A 22,963-nucleotide genomic window follows, 5' to 3' on the forward strand; every position below is an offset into this window, starting at 1 on the left:
TGACTACCCGGCGTAGAACCCCGGTTGCCTGCGCAGGCCAGGCAATCAGCCGCGGGCCTTGTTACCGGTCAACTGCTCCACCACCTGCCGTGGCGCCTCGGCATAGTGCTTGAACTCCATCGAGTAGGTGGCGCGACCCTGCGACAGCGAACGCAGCGTGGTCGAGTAGCCGAACATTTCCGACAGGGGGACTTCGGCGCGCACCAGCTTGCCGCCGCCCACCATGTCTTCCATGCCCTGCACCATCCCGCGCCGCGAGGACAGGTCGCCCATCACGTTGCCCATGAATTCCTCGGGCGTTTCCACCTCGACCTGCATCATCGGCTCCAGCAGCATGGGACCGGCGCGCTTCATCGCTTCCTTGAAGGCCATCGAGCCCGCCATACGGAAGGCGTTTTCGTTGGAGTCCACGTCGTGATACGACCCGAAGGTCAGCGTGGCCTTCACGTCCACCACCGGATAACCCGCCAGCACACCGGCCTTGAGCGATTCCTGGATACCCTTGTCGACCGCCGGGATGAATTCGCGCGGGACCACGCCACCCTTGATGGCATCGACGAATTCGTAGCCCTTGCCGGCCGGTTGCGGCTCCAGCTTGATCACCACATGGCCGTACTGACCGCGCCCGCCCGACTGCTTGACGAACTTGCCTTCCACGTCTTCCACGCCCTTGCGGATCGCTTCGCGGTAAGCCACCTGCGGCTTGCCGACGGTGGCTTCGACGTTGAACTCGCGCTTCATGCGGTCCACCAGGATTTCCAGGTGCAGCTCGCCCATGCCCGACATGATGGTCTGGCCCGATTCCTCATCGGTATGCACGCGGAAGGACGGATCCTCTTGCGCCAGGCGGTTCAGGGCAATGCCCATCTTTTCCTGGTCGGCCTTGGTCTTCGGCTCCACCGCCTGCGAGATCACCGGTTCCGGGAAGATCATGCGTTCCAGGATGATCGGGTGCTCCGGGTCCGACAGCGTGTCACCGGTGGTCACGTCCTTCAGACCCACGGCCGCCGCGATATCGCCGGCGAACACTTCCTTGATCTCCTTGCGCTCGTTGGCGTGCATCTGCAGGATGCGGCCCAGGCGTTCCTTCCTGCCCTTCAGCGGGTTGTAGACCGTGTCGCCGGAGTTGATGAGGCCGGAATACACGCGGAAGAAGGTCAACTGCCCCACGAACGGGTCGGTCATGATCTTGAAGGCCAGGGCCGAGAACGGTTCCTCGTCCGACGGATGGCGCTCGATCTCGCTGTCGTCCTCGGCATGGCCGGCGATGGCCGGCACGTCGATGGGCGAGGGCAGGTAGTCGATCACCGCATCCAGCATGGCCTGCACGCCCTTGTTCTTGAAGGCGCTGCCGGCCAGCATCGGCACGATCTCGTTGGCCACCGTGCGCAGGCGCAGGCCGCGCTTGATGTCGTCCTCGGTCAGGGGCGTACCGGAGAGGTATTTCTCCAGCAATTCCTCATTGGCCTCGGCGGCCTGTTCGACCATGCGGTCGCGCCATTCGCGTGCGGTCTCTTCCAGCTCCAGCGGGATGTCTTCGTACTTGAACAGCACGCCCTGGCTGGCCTCGTCCCAGATGATGGCCTTCATCTTGACCAGGTCGATCACGCCCGAGAAGTGGTCTTCCGCGCCCACCGGAATCTGGATGGGGACGGCTTTGCCCTTCAGGCGCTCCTCGATCTGACGCTGCACGCGGAAGAAGTCTGCGCCGATGCGGTCCATCTTGTTGACGAAGGCGATGCGCGGCACCTTGTACTTGTTGGCCTGGCGCCAGACGGTCTCGGACTGCGGCTGCACGCCACCCACCGAGTCGTACACCATCACCGCGCCATCCAGCACGCGCATGGAACGCTCCACCTCGATGGTGAAGTCCACGTGGCCCGGGGTGTCGATGATGTTGATGCGGTGTTCGGGGTAATTGCCGGCCATGCCCTTCCAGAAGGCGGTGGTGGCGGCCGAGGTGATGGTGATGCCGCGTTCCTGCTCCTGCTCCATCCAGTCCATGGTGGCCGCACCGTTATGCACTTCGCCGATCTTGTGATTCACACCCGTATAAAAAAGAATGCGCTCGGTGGTCGTGGTCTTGCCCGCGTCGATGTGGGCGCTGATACCGATGTTGCGGTAGTTTTCTATTCGGGTCTTGCGGCTCATGGCATGTCCTTTCGATGGGTGCCTATTTGACTGATGAGGTGGGAAACAGGTGGTCATGGACCACCAATCCTGTCCGGTACACGCTTATTTATGTAACGAGCATTAGATAATAGAAACGACTGCGGGATTATTCAAGGGGTTTGCAATTATTTTTGTAACCCAGATTAAAATAAACTACACTGCCTGACGAATCCATTACCGATTGGGGTAACACCCCGCAAAGGACACCGATGATAAGAACCCGCGGCCGCCCGCGCAGTTTCGATCGCGATCAGGCATTGCGCCAGGCCATGCAAGTCTTCTGGAACAAGGGTTACGAAGGCACCACCATGGCCGACCTGACCGATGCCATCGGCGTGAAGGCCCCGAGCCTGTACGCCGCCTTTGGCGACAAGGATGCCTTGTTCCGGGAGGTGGTGGAAGTCTATTCGCGCACGGTCAGCGCCGAACCCTTGCGCCTGTTGCAGGCTGGAAAGGGCATACGCGAAGATCTGCAGGCCATGCTGCGCGCCAGCGTGCGCATGTATTCCGGCAAATCCGAGTTACCAGGATTGCCGGTTGGCAAAGGCTGCATGGTGGTGATTTCCGCCATCAACTGTGCCCCCGAGAACAGCGAACACAGTGATGCGCTGTCGCAACGCCGGCACAAGCGCCGCAACGAGATCCGCGCCCGCCTGCTACAGGCGCAACGCGATGGCGAGATTCGCGCCGATGCCGACGTGACTGCGCTGGGCGATTTCTATACCAGCTTCCTCAACGGGCTGGCGCTGGGCGCCCGGGACGGGGTGTCCAATGCGCGGCTGGCCGCCACGCTCAAGCACGCCATGCTGCCGCTGGAGAATGTGCTGGTGGAGGCGGGCAGTTGACACCGCGATGCCAGTGCTGGCAAGGGACATAAAAAAACGGGAGCCGAGGCTCCCGTTGTTCATTGGCTTGCTTGCAGCAGCTCAGGCCTTAGTGCTCAGGCCGCTTGTGCCAGGGTACCGTCATTTTCCTTCAACTGGCCGCCCAGGGCGTCCACCAGCGCGGCCAGCAGCTTGGCCAGTTCGCCGCTCATCAGCATGAAATCGCCGTCGAAGCGTTCGTCGTCGTTCTTGCCGGCGATTTCGCTGTCTTCCTTGAGCACGTCCAGCGGCGCGATGCGCTTGACCGACAGGTTCTCGGTCAGCACGAAGGACACCTTGTCCGCCCAGGTCAGGGCCAGGCGGGTGCACTGCTTGCCGGCCTCGATGTGGCGGCGGATGTCTTCCGCTTCCAGTGCGTGGCGGACATAGCGCACGGTGGCCTTGCTCTCGGCGGTGGAGCGCAGTTCGGTATCCTGGTCCACGGTGAAGCCGTTGGGGGCTTCATCGCTGACCAGCCAGTCGGTCATCGCCGCGCCTGGCGACATGACGGTGCGCAGCGTTTCCAGCGGGAACTTCGGAATGGCCTTGAACAGCAGTTTCAGGACTTCCTCGGCCTTGGAGGGCGAGCCGGCATCGACCAGCAGCCAGCCATTGACCGGATCGATCCACACCCAGGTGCTGCGCACCACGGAAAAGGCGCGTGGCAGCAGCTCATCGGTGACCTGCTCCTTCAATTCCTTGGTCTGCTTGCGGCCGGGCGGGAAGCCCTGCTGTTCTTCCAGCTCAACGGCGCGGGCCTTGGTGACCTGGTTGATGACGGTCGAGGGCAGCAGTTTCTTTTCGGTATCGAGCTTGAGCAACAGCTGGCGGTTCACCACATGCACCAGCTTTTCATTGTTGCGCGGCGGGACCCAGCCCTGGCTTTGCATATCCAGGCTGGAGCAGGCGGTGAAGGCCTGCGGTGCCAGGTGGGATTCGAGTTCGTCGGCGTTGATCGCCCACGGTGCGGGCAGACGATAGATCTGTAGATTCTTAAACCACATAGGCTTCCGGAGGCAGGGGCAAAAAGGAAGATTTTACACGTCCGTCCCGACACAAGCGATGTCGGATTGTCCACGTCCCTCCCTGAATTCTCCATCCCGCGACAGTGCCGTCGCCTATGGTTCAGTAATGCGGCGGCCTTTCATTGGCCGCCGCACGATCCTGGCTGCTGTCGGACATTTCCTTGAAGCGCTTGGCCAGGGCATGCAACAGCATTTCCAGTTCTTCGATCTTCTTTTGTTGGCGATAGACGGTCTGGTTCAGCTCTTCCACCAGATCTTCCTGATGGGCGATCTTCATCTCGATGTCGATGATGCGGTCTTCGTTGATCACTTCTGTCCTTCCGTAGAGGGGGTGGCCAGGCCGGCATGGCGGCCTTCGTCCTTGAGCCATTGGACCACGCCAAGGCCGGCGGCATGGCCGGTGGCGAAGCAGGCAGTGAGCAGATAGCCGCCCGTGGGCGCTTCCCAGTCCAGCATTTCGCCGGCGCAGAATACGCCCGGCAGGGCGCGCAGCATCAGCGCGTCGTCCAGGGCCTCGAAGCTGACGCCACCGGCACTGCTGATGGCTTCCTCGATCGGACGCGGTCGCAACACCGGCAGCGGCAGTGCCTTGATGGCACGCGCCAGCTTGCCCATGTCGGCGAAATCTTCCTTGCTCATCAGTTCGCGCAGCAGGCCGGCCTTGACGCCCTTGAGATGCAGGCGGCTCTGCAGGTGGCTGGACAGCGAGCGGGCGCCCCGTGGATGGGCCAGCTCGGCTTCCACCTTTTCCAGCGACCAGTCCGGCAGCAGGTCCAGGTAGAGGCGGGCCGATCCGGTGCTGGCGATGGTCTCGCGCAGGGCAGCCGACATGGCATAGACCAGGCTGCCTTCGATGCCTTGTGCGGTGACGATGAATTCACCGCGACGATTCTGTACGCCGCCACTGGGCAGCGCGGTACTGGCGACCACCGGCTTGACCGGCTCGCCGGCGAAGCGCTCGCGGAAGTGTTCGCTCCAGTCCAGTTCGAAGCCGCAGTTGGAGGGCTGCAGCGCAGCGACCTCGACCTGCCGTTCACGCAGCAATGGCACCCAGCTGCCGTCCGAGCCCAGGCGCGGCCAGCTCGCTCCGCCCAGGGCCAGGACCACGGCGTCGGCGCGCACGCTGATGTCGCCATCAGGGCCGGCCAGGCGCAGGCTCCCATCGTCCTGCCAGCCCAGCCAGCGATGGCGCATGTGCAGGCGCACGCCGGATTCGCGCAGGCGATGCAGCCAGGCGCGCAGCAGCGGTGCAGCCTTCATCTCGCGCGGAAAGACCCGGCCGGAACTGCCGACGAAGGTCTCGATGCCGAGATCATGGATCCACTGGCGCAGGCGATCCGCATCGAAGCGGCGCACGAAGGGCGCGACCTGCTCGCGGCGATTGCCGTAGCGCGGCAGGAAGTCGGGCTGCGCTTCGGAGTGCGTGATGTTCATGCCGCCACGCCCGGCCAGCAGGAACTTGCGGCCGGCCGAGGGCATGGCGTCATAGACGTCCACGGCCAGGCCATGGGCGGCCAGCACTTCGGCCGCCATCAGCCCGGCCGGGCCGGCACCGATCACGACTGCGCGTCCGTTGCCTGGGGTGTTGCTTGGGAGAGTCTGCATCTGTGTCATGCGCGGGATGATACCGCCCGCCTGCGCTGAGCGCACGCGATTGCCGCACATTGCTGCGGTGGTGGTCAGTAGTGGTCAGCTGCGATCAACGACGATGCGGTGCGCTGTACTTGTTTTCCAGGCGCGACACGAGCAGCGCCAGGCAGATGGTCATGGAGAAATACAGTACCGAGATGGTGATATACGGTTCCCAGTAGCGGGCATAGGTGCCGGCCACGGTACGGGCCGCATACGCCAGTTCGGCCAGGCCGATGGCCGAGACCAGAGAGGAATCCTTCAGCAGCGTGATGGCTTCGTTGCCCAGCGGAGGCAGCATGCGGCGAAAGGCCTGGGGCAGCACCACGTAGCGCATCGTCAGGCCGTAGTTCATGCCCAGGCTGGCGGCGGCATAGGACTGGCCGCGCTCGATGGACTGGATGCCAGCACGGAAGATTTCCGAAATGTAGGCCCCGGCATTGAGCGACAAGGCCACCGTACCCGACAGGAAGGCGCCGTAGTCCTGCTTGATGGTCCGGGCCAGTTCGCCGCTGATCAGGAGGCCATGCTCCTGCTGCACCAGCAAGGGCATCACTGCAAAGTGGATCAGCATGATCTGCACGAACAACGGCGTGCCACGGAAGAAGGCCACATAGAAGCCGGACAGCCAGCGCAGGCATCTGAGCGGCCACTTCCAGGCGCCGTGCTGTACCTCGGCCAGGCGCAGCATGCCCACCAGCAAGCCGATCACGGTGCCGATCAGGATACTGATCAGCGACACCTGCAAGGTCATGAGAACGCCCTTGGCGAACAGCGGCGCATAGCCTTGGATGATGCTCCAGCGGAAATCCATGTCGGACTCGATCGGTGATTGAAGAAATCGGGTGTCGAAAATGCAGGACGGCGGCATGGCGCCGCCGTCCTGTCTTGGCAGCGGTCGGCTTACTTGCCGAAGTATTGTGCGCTGATGGCGGCAAAGCTGCCATCGGCCTTCATCTCGGCCAGGCCCTTGTTGATCCTGGCCAGCAGTTCCGGATCATCCTTGCGCACGGCGATGCCGTAGTCTTCCTTGGGGAAATCCGGATCGGTGACGGTGCGCAGCTTGCTGTTGGGGTTGTTGGCGATGTAGTTCTTGACCACCGGCTCATCGGCCACGACCGCATCGACGCCACCGCTTTCCAGTTCCTTCAGGGCCAGCGGGGTCGAGTCGAAGCGCTTGATCCTGGCGCTGTTCTTGCCCAGCACCTGCTGCACCAGTTCGTCACCGGAGGTGGCGCTCTGGGTACCCACGGTCAGGGGCTTCAGGTCGGTCATCTTGCTGACCTTGGTATCAGCGGCCGGCAGGGCGATGGTCTGGGTGGCCACGAAGTAGGGCTCGGAGAAGGCCACCGACTTCTTGCGCTCGTCGGTGATGGTGATGGCCGAGATCAGCAGGTCACGGTCGCCCTGCGCCAGGAAGTTGAAGAAGCCTTCGAACGGGGTCGGCACGAACTTCACTTCGATGCCGATCTTCTTGGCCAGCGCCTTCATGATGTCGATGTCGAAGCCGACCACTTCCTTCTGTTCGTTTTCCGAGGAGAAGGGCGCATAGGCCGATTCCACGCCAACCACGTACACCCGTGCCGGGGCGGCCTGCGGCGCGGCGGCAGCGCTCTTGTCTTCCTGCTTGCTGCAGGCAGCCAGGCCCAGCATGCCGACGAAGCCGGCGGTCAGCGCCAGCGCGCGGGCGTGGCGGGAGAACATCTTGATCATCTTGTGGATTTCCTTGTCTGGAATGGTTGGGCGGAGCAAGGCGGCACGCGCGGATGGCACAGCCGGTGATGTTGCTCCGGTGAAACTCGGGGATTTTTTAGCAGGCGGCATTTTAAACCGCGAGACGGCCGGGGCGGGCGCTTGCACATCAAATCCGGGCAAATCGCACAATTTATGTGCGTGTGGACGACATTTTTGCCACGTTTTGAACACCCTGGCGCGGCCAGGCTCAACTTCCTTCCGGCGTCGGACGAGGTTTCTGCAACAAGGCCTTCAGATTGGCCAGCCGCGCCTGGGGCGTGATCTTTTCACTTTCCTGCGGCACTGCCTCGCCTTCGTCCAGCCGCATCTCCTTCACGAAGCGCGAAATCTGGCACTCGATCACTTCCTTGGCGCGCTTGCGGCGCTTGCACCAGGACAGATGCAGCGAGCGCTGGGCGCGGGTGATGCCCACGTACATCAGCCGGCGTTCTTCTTCCACGCGTGCGGCGGCGGCTTCGGGCGGGGTATCGGGGTCGCCCTTGTGGGGCAGGATGCCTTCTTCCACGCCCACCAGGAAGACGTGCGGAAACTCCAGTCCCTTGGAGGCGTGCAGGGTCGACATGCGCACCGCATCCTGCTCTTCGTCGCGGCCTTCGAGCATGCTCATCAGGGCCACCATCTGGGTGATCTCCAGCAGGTTCTTTTCCTCGCCGTCGCCATCACGGCCACCGCAGGCGCGTTCCTTCAGCCAGTTGATGAAGTCCACCACGTTCTGCCAGCGTGCCTGGGCGGCGCGCTCCTCGAAGCTGTCATAGAGGTAGAACTCGTAGTTGATGGCCTCCATCATGTCGTCCAGCACGCGGCCGGCCTCGGCACCGCTGCCGGAGGGTCCGGGGCGGGTGGCACGCGACTCCAGTGCATTGATGAAGTCGCAGAACTTGCGCAGCGGCAGCAGCTGGCGGTCGGTCAGCTTGTCTTCCAGACCGCCCTTGTAGACGGCTTCGAACAGCGAGCACTGCCACTGCCCGGCCAGCGTACCGAGCACTTCCAGCGTGGCCTGGCCGACGCCCCGGCGCGGGGTGGTGACGGCACGGATGAAGGCCGGGTCGTCATCCTGATTGGCGATCAGGCGCAGGTAGGCAATGATGTCCTTGATCTCGGCGCGGTCGAAGTAGCTCTGTCCGCCGGACATGACGTAGGGAATGCGTTCGCGCCGCAGCGATTTTTCCAGGATGCGGGCCTGGTGGTTGCCGCGATACAGGATGGCGTAGTCGGCGAACTTGGCGCGCCGTTCGAAGCGGTGCGCCGAGAGGGTGATGGCGATCTGGTCGGCCTCGGCTTCCTCGTCATCCATGGCCATCACGCTGATCGGATCGCCCAGGCCGTGTTCCGACCAGAGCGTCTTGTCGAACAGCTTGGGGTTGTTGGAAATGACCGCATTGGCCGCCTGCAGGATGCGCGTGCTGGAGCGGTAGTTCTGTTCCAGCTTGATCAGGTGCAGGTTGGGGAAGTCCACACCCAGCAGCTTGAGGTTTTCGATGGTGGCGCCGCGCCAGGCATAGATGGCCTGGTCGTCGTCGCCCACGGCGGTGAACATGGGCTTCTTGCCCACGCCGGTGACCAGCAGCTTGACCAGTTCGTACTGGCAGGTGTTGGTGTCCTGGTATTCATCGATGAGCAGGTAGCGCAGCTTGCGCTGCCAGCGGTCGCGCACTTCCTCGTTGCTGCGGAACAGTTCCACCGGCAGGCGGATCAGGTCGTCGAAGTCCACTGCCTGGTAGGCCTTGAGCGTGGCGACATAGCTGCGATAGATGCGGGCCGCCTGGGCCTCGTCCTCGGTGCGGGCGTTCTTCTCGGCCAATGTCGGATCGACCAGGCCGTTCTTCCACAGCGAGATGGCGTTCTGGATGCCGCGGATGATGGCCTTGTCGGTGGTCACCGCCAGTTCTTGCACCAGGGAAAAACAATCGTCGCTGTCCATGATTGAAAAGCGGTCCTTCAGCCCCAGATGCTTGGACTCCTGTCGCAGTATCTTCACCCCCAGCGAATGGAAGGTCGACACCGTGAGGTGCTTGGCCTGTTTCGGGTCCTTCAACAGCTTGGCGATACGCTCCTGCATTTCCAGCGCAGCCTTGTTGGTGAAGGTCAGCGCGGCGATGTTGCGCGATTCGTAACCGCAGTTCTCGATCAGGTGTGCAATCTTCTGCGTGATCACCCGGGTCTTGCCCGAGCCGGCCCCGGCCAGCACCAGGCAAGGTCCGGCCATGTAGTGGACGGCTTCGCTTTGTGGCTTGTTCAGGCCGAAAGAAGGGGCGGACATACGGAGGGTATCGGCGGCGGCAGGGGGTGGAAAAGAGGCGCCATTGTAGCAGTCCGCCTGCAGCCCGGCCGCTTCAGGTCGCTACCGGCGGGCCGGCCCTGTGGGACAATGCGCGCTTGGGCTCACCCAGCGTGGCCAGACTAAACGAGTGCAAACATGAAATTCAATCACCTCATCCAGATCAACGATCCGCTCAATCCGCTGATCGACACCCTGAGCCGCGACGAGCTGTGGCATGGCCTGGTCCTGCGGGCGGAGTCGCCGCGCCTGTTCATGCCGCACCTGGACGAGTGCCGCCTGTCCGACAAGAGCCTGGAGGGCGTGCATCGCGAGTTGCGCTATGGCGAACTGGTGATCATCGACAAGGTGACCTACCTGCCGCAGATCCAGGTGCTCTACGAGGTGCCGGCGCAGGGTGACATCCCGGCCTCGCGCATGAGCATGACCATCGAGGAGCCGCAGGCCGAGGTGCTGTTCGTGCGCTTCGAGTACGACGATGGCAAGCCGGCCGATATCGATGGTTCCGAAGCCTTCTACGACAATTTCCGGCGCCAGGCCTATCAGGAGGCCGATATCGATACGATACGCATCATCCGTGAATTGTCCCAGCGCGGCGGCTTGCACTGAGTGACGCCCCTGGCTGGCAGTCATTTCCGCATGCGAAAAGCGCGGCTCCCCAGGGAGACCGCGCTTTTTTTCAATCTCGTGCCAACACTCAGGCCAGCAAGCGTCCCAGTGCGCCGTTGACCAGTGCGCCGCCGATCACCAGCCAGGCGAACAGCACTGCACCCAGGATCATCGGCTTGATGCCGGCGCTGCGCAGGGCCGAGAGGTGGGTGGACAGACCCAGGGCGGCCATGGCCATGGCCAGCATCAGGGTATCGATCTGCAGCAGCACCTGGTTGACCTGGGCCGGCAGCGGGAAGAAGGAGTTGAAGATCACCACGCCGATGAAGGCAAAGGCAAACCAGGGAATGGACAGCTTGCGCTGCTGGTGCGGCTGGTGCGGTTGGTGTTGTTGACCCGAGCTGCGCGGGGCGACCCGCATCGACAGCATCAGCAGGAAGGGCGCCAGCATCATCACGCGGACCATCTTGGTGATCACCGCCACGTCGGCCGTATGCTGGTCGATGGAGCGCGCTGCAGCCAGCACTTGTGCCACTTCATGGACGGTGGAACCGATGTAGACGCCGAAGTCCGGCAGGCGCAGGCCCCAGACCGGTTCGGCCTGCAAGGTGTAGAGCAGCGGATAGAGGAAGATGGCCAGGGAGCCGAAGATCACCACCGTCGATACCGCCACGGTGACCTCTTCGCTGCGTGCCCGCAGCACAGGTTCGGTCGCCATCACCGCGGCCGCGCCACAGATCGAGCTGCCGGCGCCGATCAGCAACGCGGCATCGCGATCCAGCTTCAGCACCCGGGTACCGACCAGCCAGGCCAGGCCGAAGGTGGAGAGCAGCATGGCCGCATCGATCACCACGCCGGAGATGCCGACATGGGCGATGTCCTGGAAGGTCAGGCGAAAGCCGTACAGGATGATGCCGGCGCGCAGCAGCGTCTGCTTGGAAAAGCGTACGCCCTCGCCACAGTAGGCGCCCATGCGCGCATAGACGGTATTGCCCAGGATGATGCCCAGCACGATGGCCACCGTCAGGGCCGAAAAGCCGTGATTCTGCAGCCAGCCGATATCACCCAGGCGCATGGCGACCCACGCCACCGCGCCCGAGAGGACGATGCCGGCCAGCGCCGGATGCAGGGGGGAAGTTTGGGTTGCGGTACGCATGATGCTCTCCACACAGGATGTGTTCGATGGATCAGTTCGATTGATGGAGTGCACTGTACGTGGGCTGGATGTAAAAGAAAAACGCGTTGTTTTGCTAATATCTACCTGTTAAATGGGTAGATTGGCGATGGCTCCCGGGCGCCGGGAATGCATCTGGGGGATATTGGGGGATATTGGGGAAAATATGCGGATCACACTCAGGCAATTGCAGATCTTCCTGGCCGTGGCCCAGTCGGGTTCGACCACGGCCGCAGCCGGGCTGGTCGCCTTGTCGCAATCGGCGGCCAGCGCTTCACTCAATGAGCTGGAGAGTCTGCTGGGCGTGCAGCTGTTCGACCGCGTCGGCAAGCGCCTGGTCTTGAACGACAGCGGACGGCAGCTGCTGCCGCAGGCACGCCACATGCTGGACGCCGCCCATACCATCGAGCGCCAGTTCAACGACCCGGCCTCCGGCAGCGAACTGCATCTGGGGGCCTCCACCACCATCGGCAGCTATCTGCTGCCGGCCATGATCGCGGCCTATCGCCGGGAGCATACCGGTGCACGGGTACGGGCGCTGGTGGCCAATACGGCCGACATCGTCGATGCGGTGGTCAATTTCGAGGTCGATGCCGGCCTGATCGAAGGCCCCTGCCACGCCGATGACGTGCGGGTCGAACCGTGGATGATGGACGAGCTGATCGTGGTGGCCGCGCCCGCGCATCCCATTGTCACGGGCGGGCGCAAGATCACGCTGAAGATGTTGCGCGAGGCCGACTGGCTCTTGCGCGAGGCCGGTTCAGGCACGCGCGAGGCGGTCGAGCATGCCCTGATTCCCTATCTGCACCACTTGCCGTCGTCGTTCGAATTCGGCAATTCTGAGGCGATCAAGCGCGCCACCGCCGAAGGCCTGGGTATCAGTTGCCTGTCGCGCTCGGTGGTGGAGGACCTGATCGAGTCCGGCAAGCTGGTCGAACTGGAGACCCCGTTGCCGACCTTGCGCCGCCATTTCTACATGGTCGTCAGCCGCCACCGGGCCGCTTCGCCCAGCCTGGCGGCGCTGTTGTCGTTCTGTCGGGAGTGGGCGCAGCAGCAACCCCGCTAGCGCAGGGCGGCCGGTGCCATTTCAGATCGGCTCGAAGACGCCGGCACTGCGGTTCTTGGCGACCTTGTTCCAGGCGAAGATGCGCCCGTTCATCGCCACATACACACCCGGCGGCAGCACTTGCGCCACGCCGCAGGCGAAGCCGAAATTGAACAGGGCATCGGAGTTGGCGATCTCGTAGGGGATCATGGCGCCGGTCAGCACCACGGTCTTGTCGGTCAGCGCCTGGCCCAGCACCTGGGCGGTCTGCTGCATGGTATCGGTGCCGTGCACGATGACAATGGCCTGTTGCTGCGAGGCCTGGCAGGCCGCCAGCACGCGCTGGCGATCGCCATCCTGCATCTCCAGCGAATCGAGCAGGCGCAGGATTTCGAGGGACACTTCGGTGGTGATGCGGGCACGGGCGATGACGTCCGGCAGGTGGCTTTCGCCGAAGCCAAGCTGGCCTGCGATTTCGTCATAGTGCTTGTCGAAGGTGCCGCCGGTGGCGATGATGCGCAGGCTCATGGTCTTCCTATCTTCCAACTGGTCAAAAAAAATCGAGAAATCGAGAAAAGGGTGTTCCGGGCATCAAGCAAGGAACGCTCCAAGGGCGCGGGGAACGGCAGTTCCGGCACGGGCCAGCCGCTATCTTACACGCAGCCGCGGCGGTTTCCTGCCTGGTGCGACCGTGGCGCACGCGTGGCGGCCTGGTCGCCAATGCGATTCTGCAAGGACATCTATAATGGTCCGGATATGAAACCTTTGGCACCCGGCACCGTTATCTTCCACCGCCATCGCGGCTATGGCGTGATCGTGCTCGTCAACCTGTTGACGGGCTGGATTTCTGCGCGTTTCGGCAGTGAAGTGCGTACGCTGGATCTGAACCTGTCCTCCGACGAAGTGCAGCACGCCGATGGCACGCCCATCCTGTTCCGTCGCACCCCGCCGGACCGCATGCCGCATGCCCGGCTCATGGAGATGGTGCGCGAACTGCATCGTGCCGGTTATCAGCGGCTCTATCTCTACAGCTGGCCCAAACCGTCCGGCCTGCACTGGCGCTGGCACCTGTTCAGCGGCCCGCGCAACTGGATCGAGCGGCCATGGCGGGAGGGCTGGTATGGTTCGGGCGCTGATTACAACTTCAATCCGGTGTTGGGCTGGGGCGATGGCCCCTCGGCCTCGCCGCAGGAACTGGCACGCCTGCTGGCGCAGTTCGATCCGCACGGGCTGGCGCAGGCGCTGGGCGAGGACCAGGAGCACGCCAATTGGTTCGAGCTGGTGTGCGCCACCTTGCTGCCGGATTATGCGTTCAGCCTGGGCTGGCACTACAACGGCAGCATGCCGGAGCATCTGCCGGTCATTCCGGTGCGGCGCAATGTCCCCGAGTATGCGGGGCCACCGCTGCCATGGCCGCCGGGATGGCGGCATCTGTGGAAGTCAGGCGGCCCGATGCCGCAGTCGGCGTATCAGCCACCGGTGCGGACCATTCATCGCATCACCCCAGAACCTCAGGATTGAGCACGTTCGCGGGCGTGCCGGCGGCATAGTCCACGATGTTCCGGAAGGCGGCGCGGAAGTAGAGTTCGTAGCCGTCCTTTTCCACATATCCCAGGTGCGGGGTGGCCACCACGTTATCCATCTTCAGCAGGGGGGAGTCCACCGGCAAGGGTTCGCGCTCGAAGACATCGAGTCCGGCCAGGCCCGGGCGTCCTGCCGCCAGTGCGGCTTCCAGCGCGTCCGGCTCGACCAGCTCGGCGCGGCTGGTGTTGACGAAGCAGGCCGTCGGCTTCATCAGCGCCAGGTCGGCCGCCTTGACGATGCCGCGGGTGGCGTCGTTCAGGCGCAGGTGCAGGCTCAGTACATCGGCCTGGGCGAAGAAGGCTTCCTTGCTGGCAGCGGCCTGGTAGCCATCCTTGACTGCCTGTTCGCGGCTGGCCTCGCGGCCCCACACCAGCACCTGCATGCCGAAGGCGCGACCATAGCCTGCCACCATGCGACCGATCTTGCCGTAGCCCCAGATGCCCAGCGTGCGGCCCTTGAGTGCCGTGCCCAGCAGGTTCAGGTGCGGGGTGGGCGAGACCTGCTGCCAGGCACCGGCACGCAGCGCGCTGCAATACTGCGGCACCCGGCGCATGGCCGCCATGATCAGCGCCCAGGTCAGTTCGGCCGGCGCGGTCGGGTCGCCCACGCCTTCGACAATGGCGATGCCGCGTTCGGTGGCGGCCGCCACGTCGACATGGCCACTGACCTTGCCGGTCTGCGAGATCAGCTTGAGCAGGGGCAGCTTTTCCAGGACGGGTCGGGTCAGGGCAGTGCGTTCGCGGATCAGCACCACGGCGTCGAAGGGTGACAGGCGCGCCACCAGCTGGCCGGTGCCGCGGATGGTATTGGTGAATACCTTGACGTCGTGACCGTCGAGCAGGCTGAAGCAATCGAGGTGGCGTACTACATCCTGGTAGTCGTCGAGGATGGCGATCTTCATGAGGGTCTCCGTGGCAGTCTTTCGGGGCTGCGCCGGCCAGGTGGGTGGCCGGCGTGGGCGTCCATCATAAAGCGATTGCCAGGATTCGGCACGAGCTGACCCTAGCGGGCGATATCGATGACCACCTTGCCCCGGGCCTGAGCTTCGCTGACCAGCGCGTGGGCCTGGTTGACCTGCTCCAGCGTAAAGTGATGCGTATCGGTGAGCACGCGCAACTGCCCGGCATCGACCATGCGGGCGGCCTCGGCCATGATCCGGCCGTGACGCGCACGCTCCTGCCCGGTCAGCAGCGGTAGCAGGGTGAAGACGCCCGAATAGCTGGCCGCCCGGAACGACAGCGGCGCCAGCTTGTGCACGCCCCAGCCCAGGCAGCTGACGACATGACCGAGATAACGCCGGGCGGCCGCGAACGAGGCATCTAGGGTTGCGCCGCCGACGGTGTCGTAGATGACATCGAAGCCCTCGCCGCCGGTGTGTTGCTGCACGTACTGCTCCACCTCTTGGGCGCGGTAGTCGATGGCGGTGGCGCCCAGGCTCTCGATCACGGTCTTCTGGTCGGCGCTGCCGGTGGCATAGACCTCGGCACCCAGGGCGACAGCGATCTGCACGGCCACGTGGCCTACGCCACCGGCGCCGCCGTGGATCAATACCTTCTGCCCTGGCTGCACGTGGGCGCGGTCAACCAGGCCTTCCCAGGCGGTGATGAAGATCAGCGGCAGCGCGGCGGCTTCGCGCATGGACACGGTGCGGGGCTTGTGGGCCAGCAGATCGGCATCGAAGGCGGCGAACTGCGCCAGCGAACCGGGGACGCCACCGATGCCGCCGCTCATGCCGAAGACTTCGTCGCCGGGCGAAAATCGCGTTTCACCGGGCGCCACGGATTCGACCACGCCAGCCATGTCCATGCCGAGGATGGCTGGCAGGCGGGTCTGGGCGTGGGCGGCATTGCCGGCCTGGATCTTGGTATCGAGCGGGTTGACGCCGCTGGCAGCGATGCGTACCAGCACCTGGCCGGGGCGCAGGCTGGGCGTTTCGATGTCGATGATGTCGAGTGCTGCGCCGAAGCGGGTGAGGACGGCGGCTTGCATGGTGGCAGGGATGGCGTGGGTCATGATGGCTTCCTTGAGACTGGGTGAACGGGTGGATATCGCCATGCGCCAGGTGGCGGTGAGGTCGATGCACGCAGTCTAGGTAGCCCGGGCCAGCGGAAAAACCGGGCGCGACCGAAGTCAGAATTGCGGGTTTGCGGATAATCGCGGCGTCGCGAGGCCCTAGAATCTCGCTAACGGATGACGACAACCAAACCGGGGAGAAAAAGATGGACAGGCTGGACATGCTCAAGGTGTTCTGTACCGTGGTCGAGGCCGGCGCGTTCAGTCGGGCGGCCGAGAAACTGTCGATGTCGACCTCCTCGGTGACCACCCACGTCGCCGCCCTGGAGGCACATTTCAAGGTGCGGTTGCTCAACCGCACTACGCGCAGCATGTCTCTCACCGAAGAAGGCCGCCACTGCCACCAGCAGGCACTGCGACTGCTGGCGGACATGGGCGAGCTGGAGGCCGGCTTGCGTGCCTCCGATACCCGTCCGGCCGGTGTGCTGCGGGTCGACCTGCCCAGCGTCATCAGCCGCCGCTATGTGGCACCCGCGCTGCCACGTTTCTTGCGCCAGTATCCGGAGCTGGAGCTGCGCATCACCGTCAGCGACCGCATGGTCGACATGGTGGAAGAAGGTGTGGACGTACTGGTGCGCATCGGCGCGCTGGGCGACTCGGGACTGGTGGCGCGCAAGCTGGCCGCGACCCGTTACCTGTGCTGCGCCGCGCCGGCCTTCCTGCAGCAATACGGCTGGCCGGAAACGCCCGACGCACTGGACCAGTTTGCCTGCCTGGGCTTTCTCAATCCGCGTACGCGCATGGTCCGGCCCTGGCGCTTCAGTCATGAGGGGAAGGAAAGCTCGCATATTCCCCGGGGCCTGGTGATGATGGACCACGTGGAGTCGCTAGTGGCGGCCGCCCAGGCCGGTTGCGGCATTATCCAGCAGATGTCGGTGACCCTCGCTCCGGCCTTGCAGGAGGGCAGTCTGCTACCGGTGCTGTCCGAATGGCAGGCGGCTGGTCCCGATATCGTCGCGCTCTACCAGCCCACACGTCGGGAAACCGCCAAGGTGAAAGTTTTTGTCGAATTTCTACGTGAGATATTCACAACGTGAATGATGAATCGCCCGCAATCCCTCGCAAATCCAGTCTTCATGCGGTTTTTAACGAAATCTATGTTATGCGCCACAGTAATGAAAAAACAGAATTTTTTTGATTTGTAATTACCTACTACATAAGTCGGGTATTTTCCGCTACAAATTTGCGTAAATTCTTTTTTATCGGGGTACAATCGCTGCCACTTTCTTGCATTCTCGACTGTCGAAGAGTGAGCAAAACCCGCCGCCGCCCACGGTGACGGGCAAGGTGGCCGGCCTCGGCGAGGCGGTCGCCATCGACAAGACCGCCGTCTCGCAGCCTGATGTGAACACCCCATCGCCTGGAAACGACGATCCTGCCGTGCCAACCGAATTCATCAACTTAGTGGCATTGGAGGTAGCATATGAACCAACCCCTCATGGCAGGCATTCCCGCAGTGAACGCCCCCGCCTACGTCAAACACCAGAAACTGATCAACTGGGTCGCAGAAATCGCCGCGCTGACCAAGCCGGCTCGCATTTACTGGTGCGATGGCTCCCAGGAAGAATATGACCGCCTGTGCGGCGAGATGGTCGCCGCCGGCACCATGAAGAAGCTGAACGCCGAAAAGCGTCCCAACAGCTACCTGGCCTGCTCCGATCCGTCCGACGTGGCGCGCGTGGAAGACCGCACCTTCATCTGCTCCAGGAACAAGGAAGACGCCGGCCCGACCAACAACTGGACCGACCCGGCCGAGATGCGTCAGACCCTGAGCGGCCTGTTCGATGGCTGCATGGCCGGCCGCACCCTCTACGTCGTGCCGTTCTCGATGGGCCCGCTGGGTTCGCCCATTGCCCACATCGGTGTGGAACTGTCGGATTCGCCTTATGTGGCGGTGAACATGCGCATCATGACCCGCATGGGCAAGGCGGTGTACGACGTGCTGGGCAGCGATGGCGAGTTCGTGCCTTGCGTGCACACCGTGGGCGCACCGCTGGCCGCCGGGCAGAAGGACGTGCCCTGGCCGTGCAATGCCACCAAGTACATCGTGCACTACCCGGAAACCCGCGAAATCTGGTCCTTCGGCTCCGGCTACGGCGGCAACGCGCTGCTGGGCAAGAAGTGCTTCGCCCTGCGCATCGCTTCCACCATGGGCCGCGCCCAGGGCTGGCTGGCCGAGCACATGCTGATCCTGGGCGTGGAATCTCCGGAGGGCAAGAAGCATTACGTCGCAGCGGCCTTCCCCTCGGCCTGCGGCAAGACCAACTTCGCCATGCTGATCCCGCCCAAGGCCTTCGACGGCTGGAAGGTCACCACCATCGGTGACGACATCGCCTGGATCAAGCCCGGTGCCGACGGCCGCCTGTATGCGATCAACCCGGAAGCCGGCTACTTCGGCGTGGCCCCGGGCACCAACGAGAAGAGCAACTACAACTGCATGGCCTCTGTCTCGGCCAATACCATCTTCACCAACGTGGCACTGACCGATGACGGCGATGTCTGGTGGGAAGGCATGACCAAGGAAGCCCCGGCCCACCTGATCGACTGGCAGGGCAAGGACTGGACGCCGGAAATCGGCAAGGAAACCGGCCGCAAGGCGGCTCACCCGAACGCCCGCTTCACCGTCGCCGCCACCCAGAACCCGGTGATCGACCCGGCCTGGGATGATCCGGCCGGCGTGCCGATCTCGGCCTTCATCTTCGGTGGCCGCCGTTCCACCACCGTGCCGCTGGTGACCGAAGCCCGCAACTGGGTCGAGGGTGTCTACATGGCCGCCACCATGGGTTCGGAAACCACCGCTGCGGCTGTCGGCCAGCAGGGTGTGGTGCGTCGTGACCCGTTCGCCATGCTGCCTTTCGCCGGCTACAACATGAGCGAATACTTCCAGCACTGGCTGGACATCGGCAAGAAGATCGCCGCCTCCCCGGCCGAGCTGCCCAAGATCTACTGCGTCAACTGGTTCCGTACCGATGCCGACGGCAAGTTCGTCTGGCCGGGCTTTGGCGACAATATGCGCGTGCTGAAGTGGATGCTGGACCGCATCGAAGACCCGCAAGGCGTCAAGACCGGCGGTGTCGAGCACCTGTTCGGCGTCACCCCGCGTTTCGATGACCTGCAATGGGAAGGCCTGGACTTCAGCGCCGAGCAGTTCTCCACCATCACCTCCATCGACAAGGCCGCCTGGCTGAAGGAACTGGAGCTGCATGCGGAACTGTTCGACAAGCTCAAGCACAAGCTGCCGCCCGAACTGCAGGGCGTGAAGGACAAGCTGGAGAAGAAGCTGGCAGCCTAAGCTGACCGGCACGGAGAAGACGAGAGGCGCCTGCCGCAGCGATGCGGCAGGCGTTTTCTTTTGCGGATCAGCCTCGGATCAGTCGTGTATCAGCCGTGCATCAGCCCGGCCAGCGCCTGACGCAGCGTGGCCGGCAATTCCACCGGCCGCCGCGTAGCGCGATCCACATAGACATGCACGAAGTGGCCGCGTGCCGCCGTCAGCTCTTCCCCGGCCTTGAAGATCCCCAGTTCATAGCGCACGCTGCTACGCCCCATGTGTGCCACCCGCACGCCGACCTCGATCGCATCCGGAAAGGCGACCGACGCAAAATAATTGCAATGGGTCTCGATGACCAGGCCGATGACTTCCCCGCGCTCGATATCCAGCACGCCCTGTTGCACAAGGTAGTGGTTCACGGCGGTATCGAACCAGCTGTAGTAGACGACGTTGTTGACGTGACCATAGACGTCGTTATCCATCCAGCGTGTCTGGATCGGGTGGAAATGCGGAAAATCGGCGCGTTGGCCGGCTTGCGGTCGGGAATCACTCATCTCGGGCTGGGCGTCAGGATTGGTCGGCTTGTGCGGCTGCACAAGAACGGCAGGCTTGCAGTAACATTGCTCCCACTTTCGCTGTCCCCCGGTCAGACGTCGGCCGGAGCGTCGAAAGTGCTCCATCTTAAGCGATCGATATCGGATGTTGGCTCGCGTCGCACTTGCATCCGCAGGCCGTGCCGCCATGTGATCCGGGTGGCCGGACTGTTGGCCGGTCGCCGGCGGGCCCGATAGCCTCGCCTCCGAGTCTGATAGTTAAATCCAATCAAAAGTATTTATTAAATAAAATTGATCTATTTTGTTTGGCGTTCTACTATTCACCCCATCGCTTCACTCAACCCCCCTTAAAAGGAAATCGACATGTCCCTGATCAACACCACTATCAAACCGTTCAAGGCAACTGCTTACCACGATGGCAAGTTCGTCGACATCACCGAAGCCACCCTGAAGGGCAAGTGGTCCGTGTTCGTGTTCTACCCGGCGGACTTCACCTTCGTGTGCCCGACCGAGCTGGAAGATCTGGCCGACAACTACGCTGAATTCAAGAAGCTGGGCGTTGAAGTCTACGGTATCTCCACCGACACCCATTTCGCCCACAAGGCATGGCACGACACTTCGGACGCCATCAAGAAGGTGCAATACCCGCTGGTGGGTGACCCGACCGCTACCCTGGCACGCAACTTCGAAGTGCTGATCGAAGAAGAAGGCCTGGCACTGCGCGGCACCTTCGTGATCAATCCGGAAGGCCAGATCAAGGTCCTGGAAATTCACGACAACGGCATCGGCCGTGACGCTTCGGAACTGCTGCGCAAGGTCAAGGCTGCACAATACGTCGCCTCGCACCCGGGTGAAGTCTGCCCCGCCAAGTGGGAAGAAGGCGCTGCCACCCTGAAGCCGTCCCTGGATCTGGTCGGCAAGATTTAATTACCGATTGGGCTACTGCGCGGCCCGATCTCTGCGCTGCGATGCGCACCGTACTGAAGTACGGTTGCGCTTCTCCCGCAGACCTCGGGCCGCTCGCTACGCCCACTCGGCAATTAAATACGCGTGGGAATACACGCAAAATTTATCCTGTAGTACCTGTCTGGAGCGGCCCCTTTGGGCCAGCGGCGGATCCTCACAAGGGCCAAGCCGTGCTCCAGAAGACTTGAATCTCCCAACTAGGAAGTAATCATCATGCTTGATGCCAATCTCAAGACCCAATTGAAGGCCTATCTGGAAAAGGTCAGCCACCCGATCGAGATCGTCGCGTCGCTCGATGATGGCGCCAAGTCCCGTGAGATGCAGGAACTCCTGCAGGAAATCGTGCTGCTGTCGGACCGCATCAAGCTGGTCGAGCAACGCGACTCCAGCGCGAACGCACGTACCCCGTCGTTCACACTGAACCGCCCCGGGACCGATATCAGCGTCGAATTCGCCGCGATCCCGATGGGCCACGAATTTACCTCCCTGGTGCTGGCCCTGCTGCAAGTGGGCGGACACCCGATCAAGCTCGACGACAAGGTCATCGAGCAGATCAAGAACCTGGATGGCGACTACAGCTTCGAGACCTATGTCTCGCTGACCTGCCAGAACTGCCCGGAAGTCGTGCAGGCCCTGAACGTGATGTCCATCATCAACCCGCGCATCCGTTCGGTGACCATCGATGGCGCGCTGTTCCAGGGTGAAGTCGAGCAACGCCAGATCATGGCCGTGCCGACCGTGTACATGAACGGTGAAGTGTTCGGCCAGGGCCGTACCGGCGTGGAAGAAATCCTTGCCCGTCTGGACAGCGGCGCCGCCGCCCGCAAGGGTGAGGAACTGAGTGCCAAGGAAGCCTATGACGTGCTCATCGTCGGCGGTGGTCCCGCTGGTGCAGCTGCTGCAATCTATGCCGCCCGCAAGGGTATCCGCACCGGTGTGGTGGCTGAGCGTTTCGGCGGCCAGGTACTCGATACGCTGGCGATCGAAAACTTCATCTCGGTGAAGGAAACCGAGGGCCCGCAATTCGCCACCGCGCTGGAACAGCACGTCAAGGCCTATGACGTCGACATCATGAACGTGCAACGCGCCGAGGCCCTGGTGCCGGGCGACAAGCTGATCGAAGTGAAGCTGGCCAACGGCGGCGTGTTGAAGGGCAAGACCGTGATCCTGTCCACCGGCGCCCGCTGGCGCAATGTGAACGTGCCGGGCGAGCAGGAATACAAGAACAAGGGCGTGGCCTATTGCCCGCACTGCGATGGTCCGCTGTTCAAGGGCAAGCGCGTGTCGGTGATCGGCGGTGGCAACTCGGGCGTGGAAGCGGCCATCGACCTGGCCGGTATCGTCGCCCATGTGACCCTGATCGAGTTCGCCGCCGAACTGAAGGCCGATGCAGTGCTGGTGCGCAAGCTGAAGAGCCTGCCCAATGTCACCATCGTGACCTCGGCGCAGACCACCGAGATCACCGGCGACGGCCAGCGCGTCAACGGCATCAGCTACAAGGAGCGTGACACCGGCGAGGTCAAGCACGTGGAATTGGAAGGCGTGTTCGTCCAGATCGGCCTGGTGCCCAATACCGAATGGCTGAAGGGAACGCTGGCACTGTCCAAGCACGGCGAGATCGAGATCGATGCCCGTGGCCAGACTTCGATTCCCGGCGTGTTTGCCGCGGGTGACGTGACCACCGTGCCGTTCAAGCAGATCGTCATCGCCGTGGGTGCTGGCGCCACTGCAGCCCTGTCGGCCTTCGATCACCTGATCCGCTCGTCGGCCGACGATGTCGCGCCGGCCGTGACCAAGGAAGCCGTGGCTGCCTGAGCATCATCGCAGTCCTGAACAAGACGCCAACCGGTTTGATGCCGGTTGGCGTTTTTGTTTGTGGGATGCCGACAGCGGCATTCCGCGCAATTCATGCATTTCACACATCTCATGCATCTCATGCCTCTCATACCTTCCCGGAAGGCATAA

20 protein-coding genes are annotated in these 22,963 nt (G+C 63.0%); 8 read left to right on the plus strand and 12 right to left on the minus strand.

Annotated features, from left to right (window positions below):
- Window positions 1–45: 45 nt before the first annotated feature.
- Window positions 46–2,151 carry an elongation factor G gene (gene fusA, locus HBH1_RS11050; protein ID WP_006461379.1) on the minus strand — a complete coding sequence of 702 codons (2,106 nt, stop codon included), beginning with the start codon at window positions 2,149–2,151 and terminating at the stop codon, window positions 46–48.
- A 230-nt stretch (window positions 2,152–2,381) separates the two neighbouring features.
- On the opposite strand from fusA, the gene HBH1_RS11055 reads away from it, so the two are divergent.
- The gene (locus HBH1_RS11055) at window positions 2,382–3,017 is read left to right on the plus strand and encodes a TetR/AcrR family transcriptional regulator (RefSeq protein WP_102662794.1); all 636 of its coding nucleotides are present in this window, start codon (window positions 2,382–2,384) and stop codon (window positions 3,015–3,017) included.
- 95 nt (window positions 3,018–3,112) lie between these two features.
- Here the strand turns inward: HBH1_RS11055 and HBH1_RS11060 are convergent, their stop codons facing one another.
- The 6 genes from HBH1_RS11060 to HBH1_RS11085 form a co-directional block, all read right to left on the minus strand.
- Complete coding sequence (locus HBH1_RS11060; protein WP_102662795.1) at window positions 3,113–4,039, minus strand: recombination-associated protein RdgC; 927 nt, start codon at window positions 4,037–4,039, stop codon at window positions 3,113–3,115.
- Between the two features lie 121 nt (window positions 4,040–4,160).
- Entirely contained in the window at window positions 4,161–4,370 is a 210-nt protein-coding gene (locus HBH1_RS11065) for a SlyX family protein (protein ID WP_102662796.1), read from the minus strand.
- On the minus strand, window positions 4,367–5,665 hold the full coding sequence (locus tag HBH1_RS11070) for a TIGR03862 family flavoprotein (RefSeq protein WP_102662842.1): 1,299 nt from the start codon (window positions 5,663–5,665) through the stop codon (window positions 4,367–4,369). The genes HBH1_RS11065 and HBH1_RS11070 overlap by 4 nt, the downstream gene beginning before the upstream one ends.
- 94 nt (window positions 5,666–5,759) lie before the next feature.
- A complete protein-coding gene (locus HBH1_RS11075) occupies window positions 5,760–6,503 on the minus strand; it encodes an amino acid ABC transporter permease (protein ID WP_102662797.1) in 744 nt (247 codons plus the stop codon).
- Window positions 6,504–6,592: 89 nt separating this feature from the next.
- Window positions 6,593–7,402, minus strand: coding sequence for a basic amino acid ABC transporter substrate-binding protein (locus HBH1_RS11080; protein WP_102662798.1), 810 nt, complete (start codon window positions 7,400–7,402; stop codon window positions 6,593–6,595).
- A 229-nt stretch (window positions 7,403–7,631) separates the two neighbouring features.
- Window positions 7,632–9,704, minus strand: a complete 2,073-nt coding sequence (locus tag HBH1_RS11085) for a UvrD-helicase domain-containing protein (protein WP_077236217.1) — start codon at window positions 9,702–9,704, stop codon at window positions 7,632–7,634.
- Between the two features lie 156 nt (window positions 9,705–9,860).
- On the opposite strand from HBH1_RS11085, the gene HBH1_RS11090 reads away from it, so the two are divergent.
- Window positions 9,861–10,331: an SRPBCC family protein gene (locus HBH1_RS11090; RefSeq protein ID WP_077236216.1), complete on the plus strand. Its 471-nt coding sequence runs from the start codon at window positions 9,861–9,863 to the stop codon at window positions 10,329–10,331.
- Window positions 10,332–10,419: 88 nt separating this feature from the next.
- On the opposite strand, the gene HBH1_RS11095 is transcribed toward HBH1_RS11090, so the two are convergent.
- Window positions 10,420–11,487, minus strand: a complete 1,068-nt coding sequence (locus HBH1_RS11095; RefSeq protein WP_102662799.1) for a YeiH family protein — start codon at window positions 11,485–11,487, stop codon at window positions 10,420–10,422.
- Window positions 11,488–11,671: 184 nt separating this feature from the next.
- Here HBH1_RS11095 and HBH1_RS11100 point away from each other — a divergent pair, with 184 nt between their 5' ends.
- Window positions 11,672–12,571 carry a LysR family transcriptional regulator gene (locus HBH1_RS11100; protein WP_077236213.1) on the plus strand — a complete coding sequence of 300 codons (900 nt, stop codon included), beginning with the start codon at window positions 11,672–11,674 and terminating at the stop codon, window positions 12,569–12,571.
- 21 nt (window positions 12,572–12,592) lie between these two features.
- On the opposite strand, the gene HBH1_RS11105 is transcribed toward HBH1_RS11100, so the two are convergent.
- The gene (locus HBH1_RS11105) at window positions 12,593–13,078 is read right to left on the minus strand and encodes an asparaginase domain-containing protein (protein ID WP_006461390.1); all 486 of its coding nucleotides are present in this window, start codon (window positions 13,076–13,078) and stop codon (window positions 12,593–12,595) included.
- Window positions 13,079–13,306: 228 nt separating this feature from the next.
- Between HBH1_RS11105 and HBH1_RS11110 the strand changes: the two genes are divergently transcribed.
- Window positions 13,307–14,071 carry an L-asparaginase gene (locus HBH1_RS11110; RefSeq protein ID WP_102662800.1) on the plus strand — a complete coding sequence of 255 codons (765 nt, stop codon included), beginning with the start codon at window positions 13,307–13,309 and terminating at the stop codon, window positions 14,069–14,071.
- Here HBH1_RS11110 and HBH1_RS11115 read toward each other — a convergent pair.
- On the minus strand, window positions 14,049–15,035 hold the full coding sequence (locus tag HBH1_RS11115) for a D-2-hydroxyacid dehydrogenase family protein (RefSeq protein ID WP_006461393.1): 987 nt from the start codon (window positions 15,033–15,035) through the stop codon (window positions 14,049–14,051). The genes HBH1_RS11110 and HBH1_RS11115 overlap by 23 nt on opposite strands.
- Window positions 15,036–15,136: 101 nt before the next feature.
- Window positions 15,137–16,147 carry a zinc-dependent alcohol dehydrogenase family protein gene (locus HBH1_RS11120; RefSeq protein WP_199181565.1) on the minus strand — a complete coding sequence of 337 codons (1,011 nt, stop codon included), beginning with the start codon at window positions 16,145–16,147 and terminating at the stop codon, window positions 15,137–15,139.
- 206 nt (window positions 16,148–16,353) lie between these two features.
- On the opposite strand from HBH1_RS11120, the gene HBH1_RS11125 reads away from it, so the two are divergent.
- A complete protein-coding gene (locus tag HBH1_RS11125) occupies window positions 16,354–17,244 on the plus strand; it encodes a LysR family transcriptional regulator (protein ID WP_102662801.1) in 891 nt (296 codons plus the stop codon).
- A 386-nt stretch (window positions 17,245–17,630) separates the two neighbouring features.
- Window positions 17,631–19,499, plus strand: coding sequence for a phosphoenolpyruvate carboxykinase (GTP) (locus HBH1_RS11130; RefSeq protein ID WP_102662802.1), 1,869 nt, complete (start codon window positions 17,631–17,633; stop codon window positions 19,497–19,499).
- Between the two features lie 89 nt (window positions 19,500–19,588).
- Here HBH1_RS11130 and HBH1_RS11135 read toward each other — a convergent pair whose 3' ends face one another.
- Window positions 19,589–20,032, minus strand: a complete 444-nt coding sequence (locus HBH1_RS11135; protein ID WP_102662844.1) for an acyl-CoA thioesterase — start codon at window positions 20,030–20,032, stop codon at window positions 19,589–19,591.
- 363 nt (window positions 20,033–20,395) lie between these two features.
- Here HBH1_RS11135 and ahpC point away from each other — a divergent pair, with 363 nt between their 5' ends.
- The gene (gene ahpC, locus HBH1_RS11140; RefSeq protein WP_102662803.1) at window positions 20,396–20,959 is read left to right on the plus strand and encodes an alkyl hydroperoxide reductase subunit C; all 564 of its coding nucleotides are present in this window, start codon (window positions 20,396–20,398) and stop codon (window positions 20,957–20,959) included.
- Window positions 20,960–21,211: 252 nt separating this feature from the next.
- A complete protein-coding gene (gene ahpF / locus HBH1_RS11145) occupies window positions 21,212–22,813 on the plus strand; it encodes an alkyl hydroperoxide reductase subunit F (RefSeq protein ID WP_102662804.1) in 1,602 nt (533 codons plus the stop codon).
- The last annotated feature ends 150 nt before the right edge of the window (window positions 22,814–22,963 follow it).

Origin of the sequence: Herbaspirillum sp. BH-1, assembly GCF_002870055.1 — a bacterium.
In the GTDB taxonomy this organism is placed as follows: Bacteria; Pseudomonadota; Gammaproteobacteria; order Burkholderiales; family Burkholderiaceae_D; genus Herbaspirillum; species Herbaspirillum frisingense.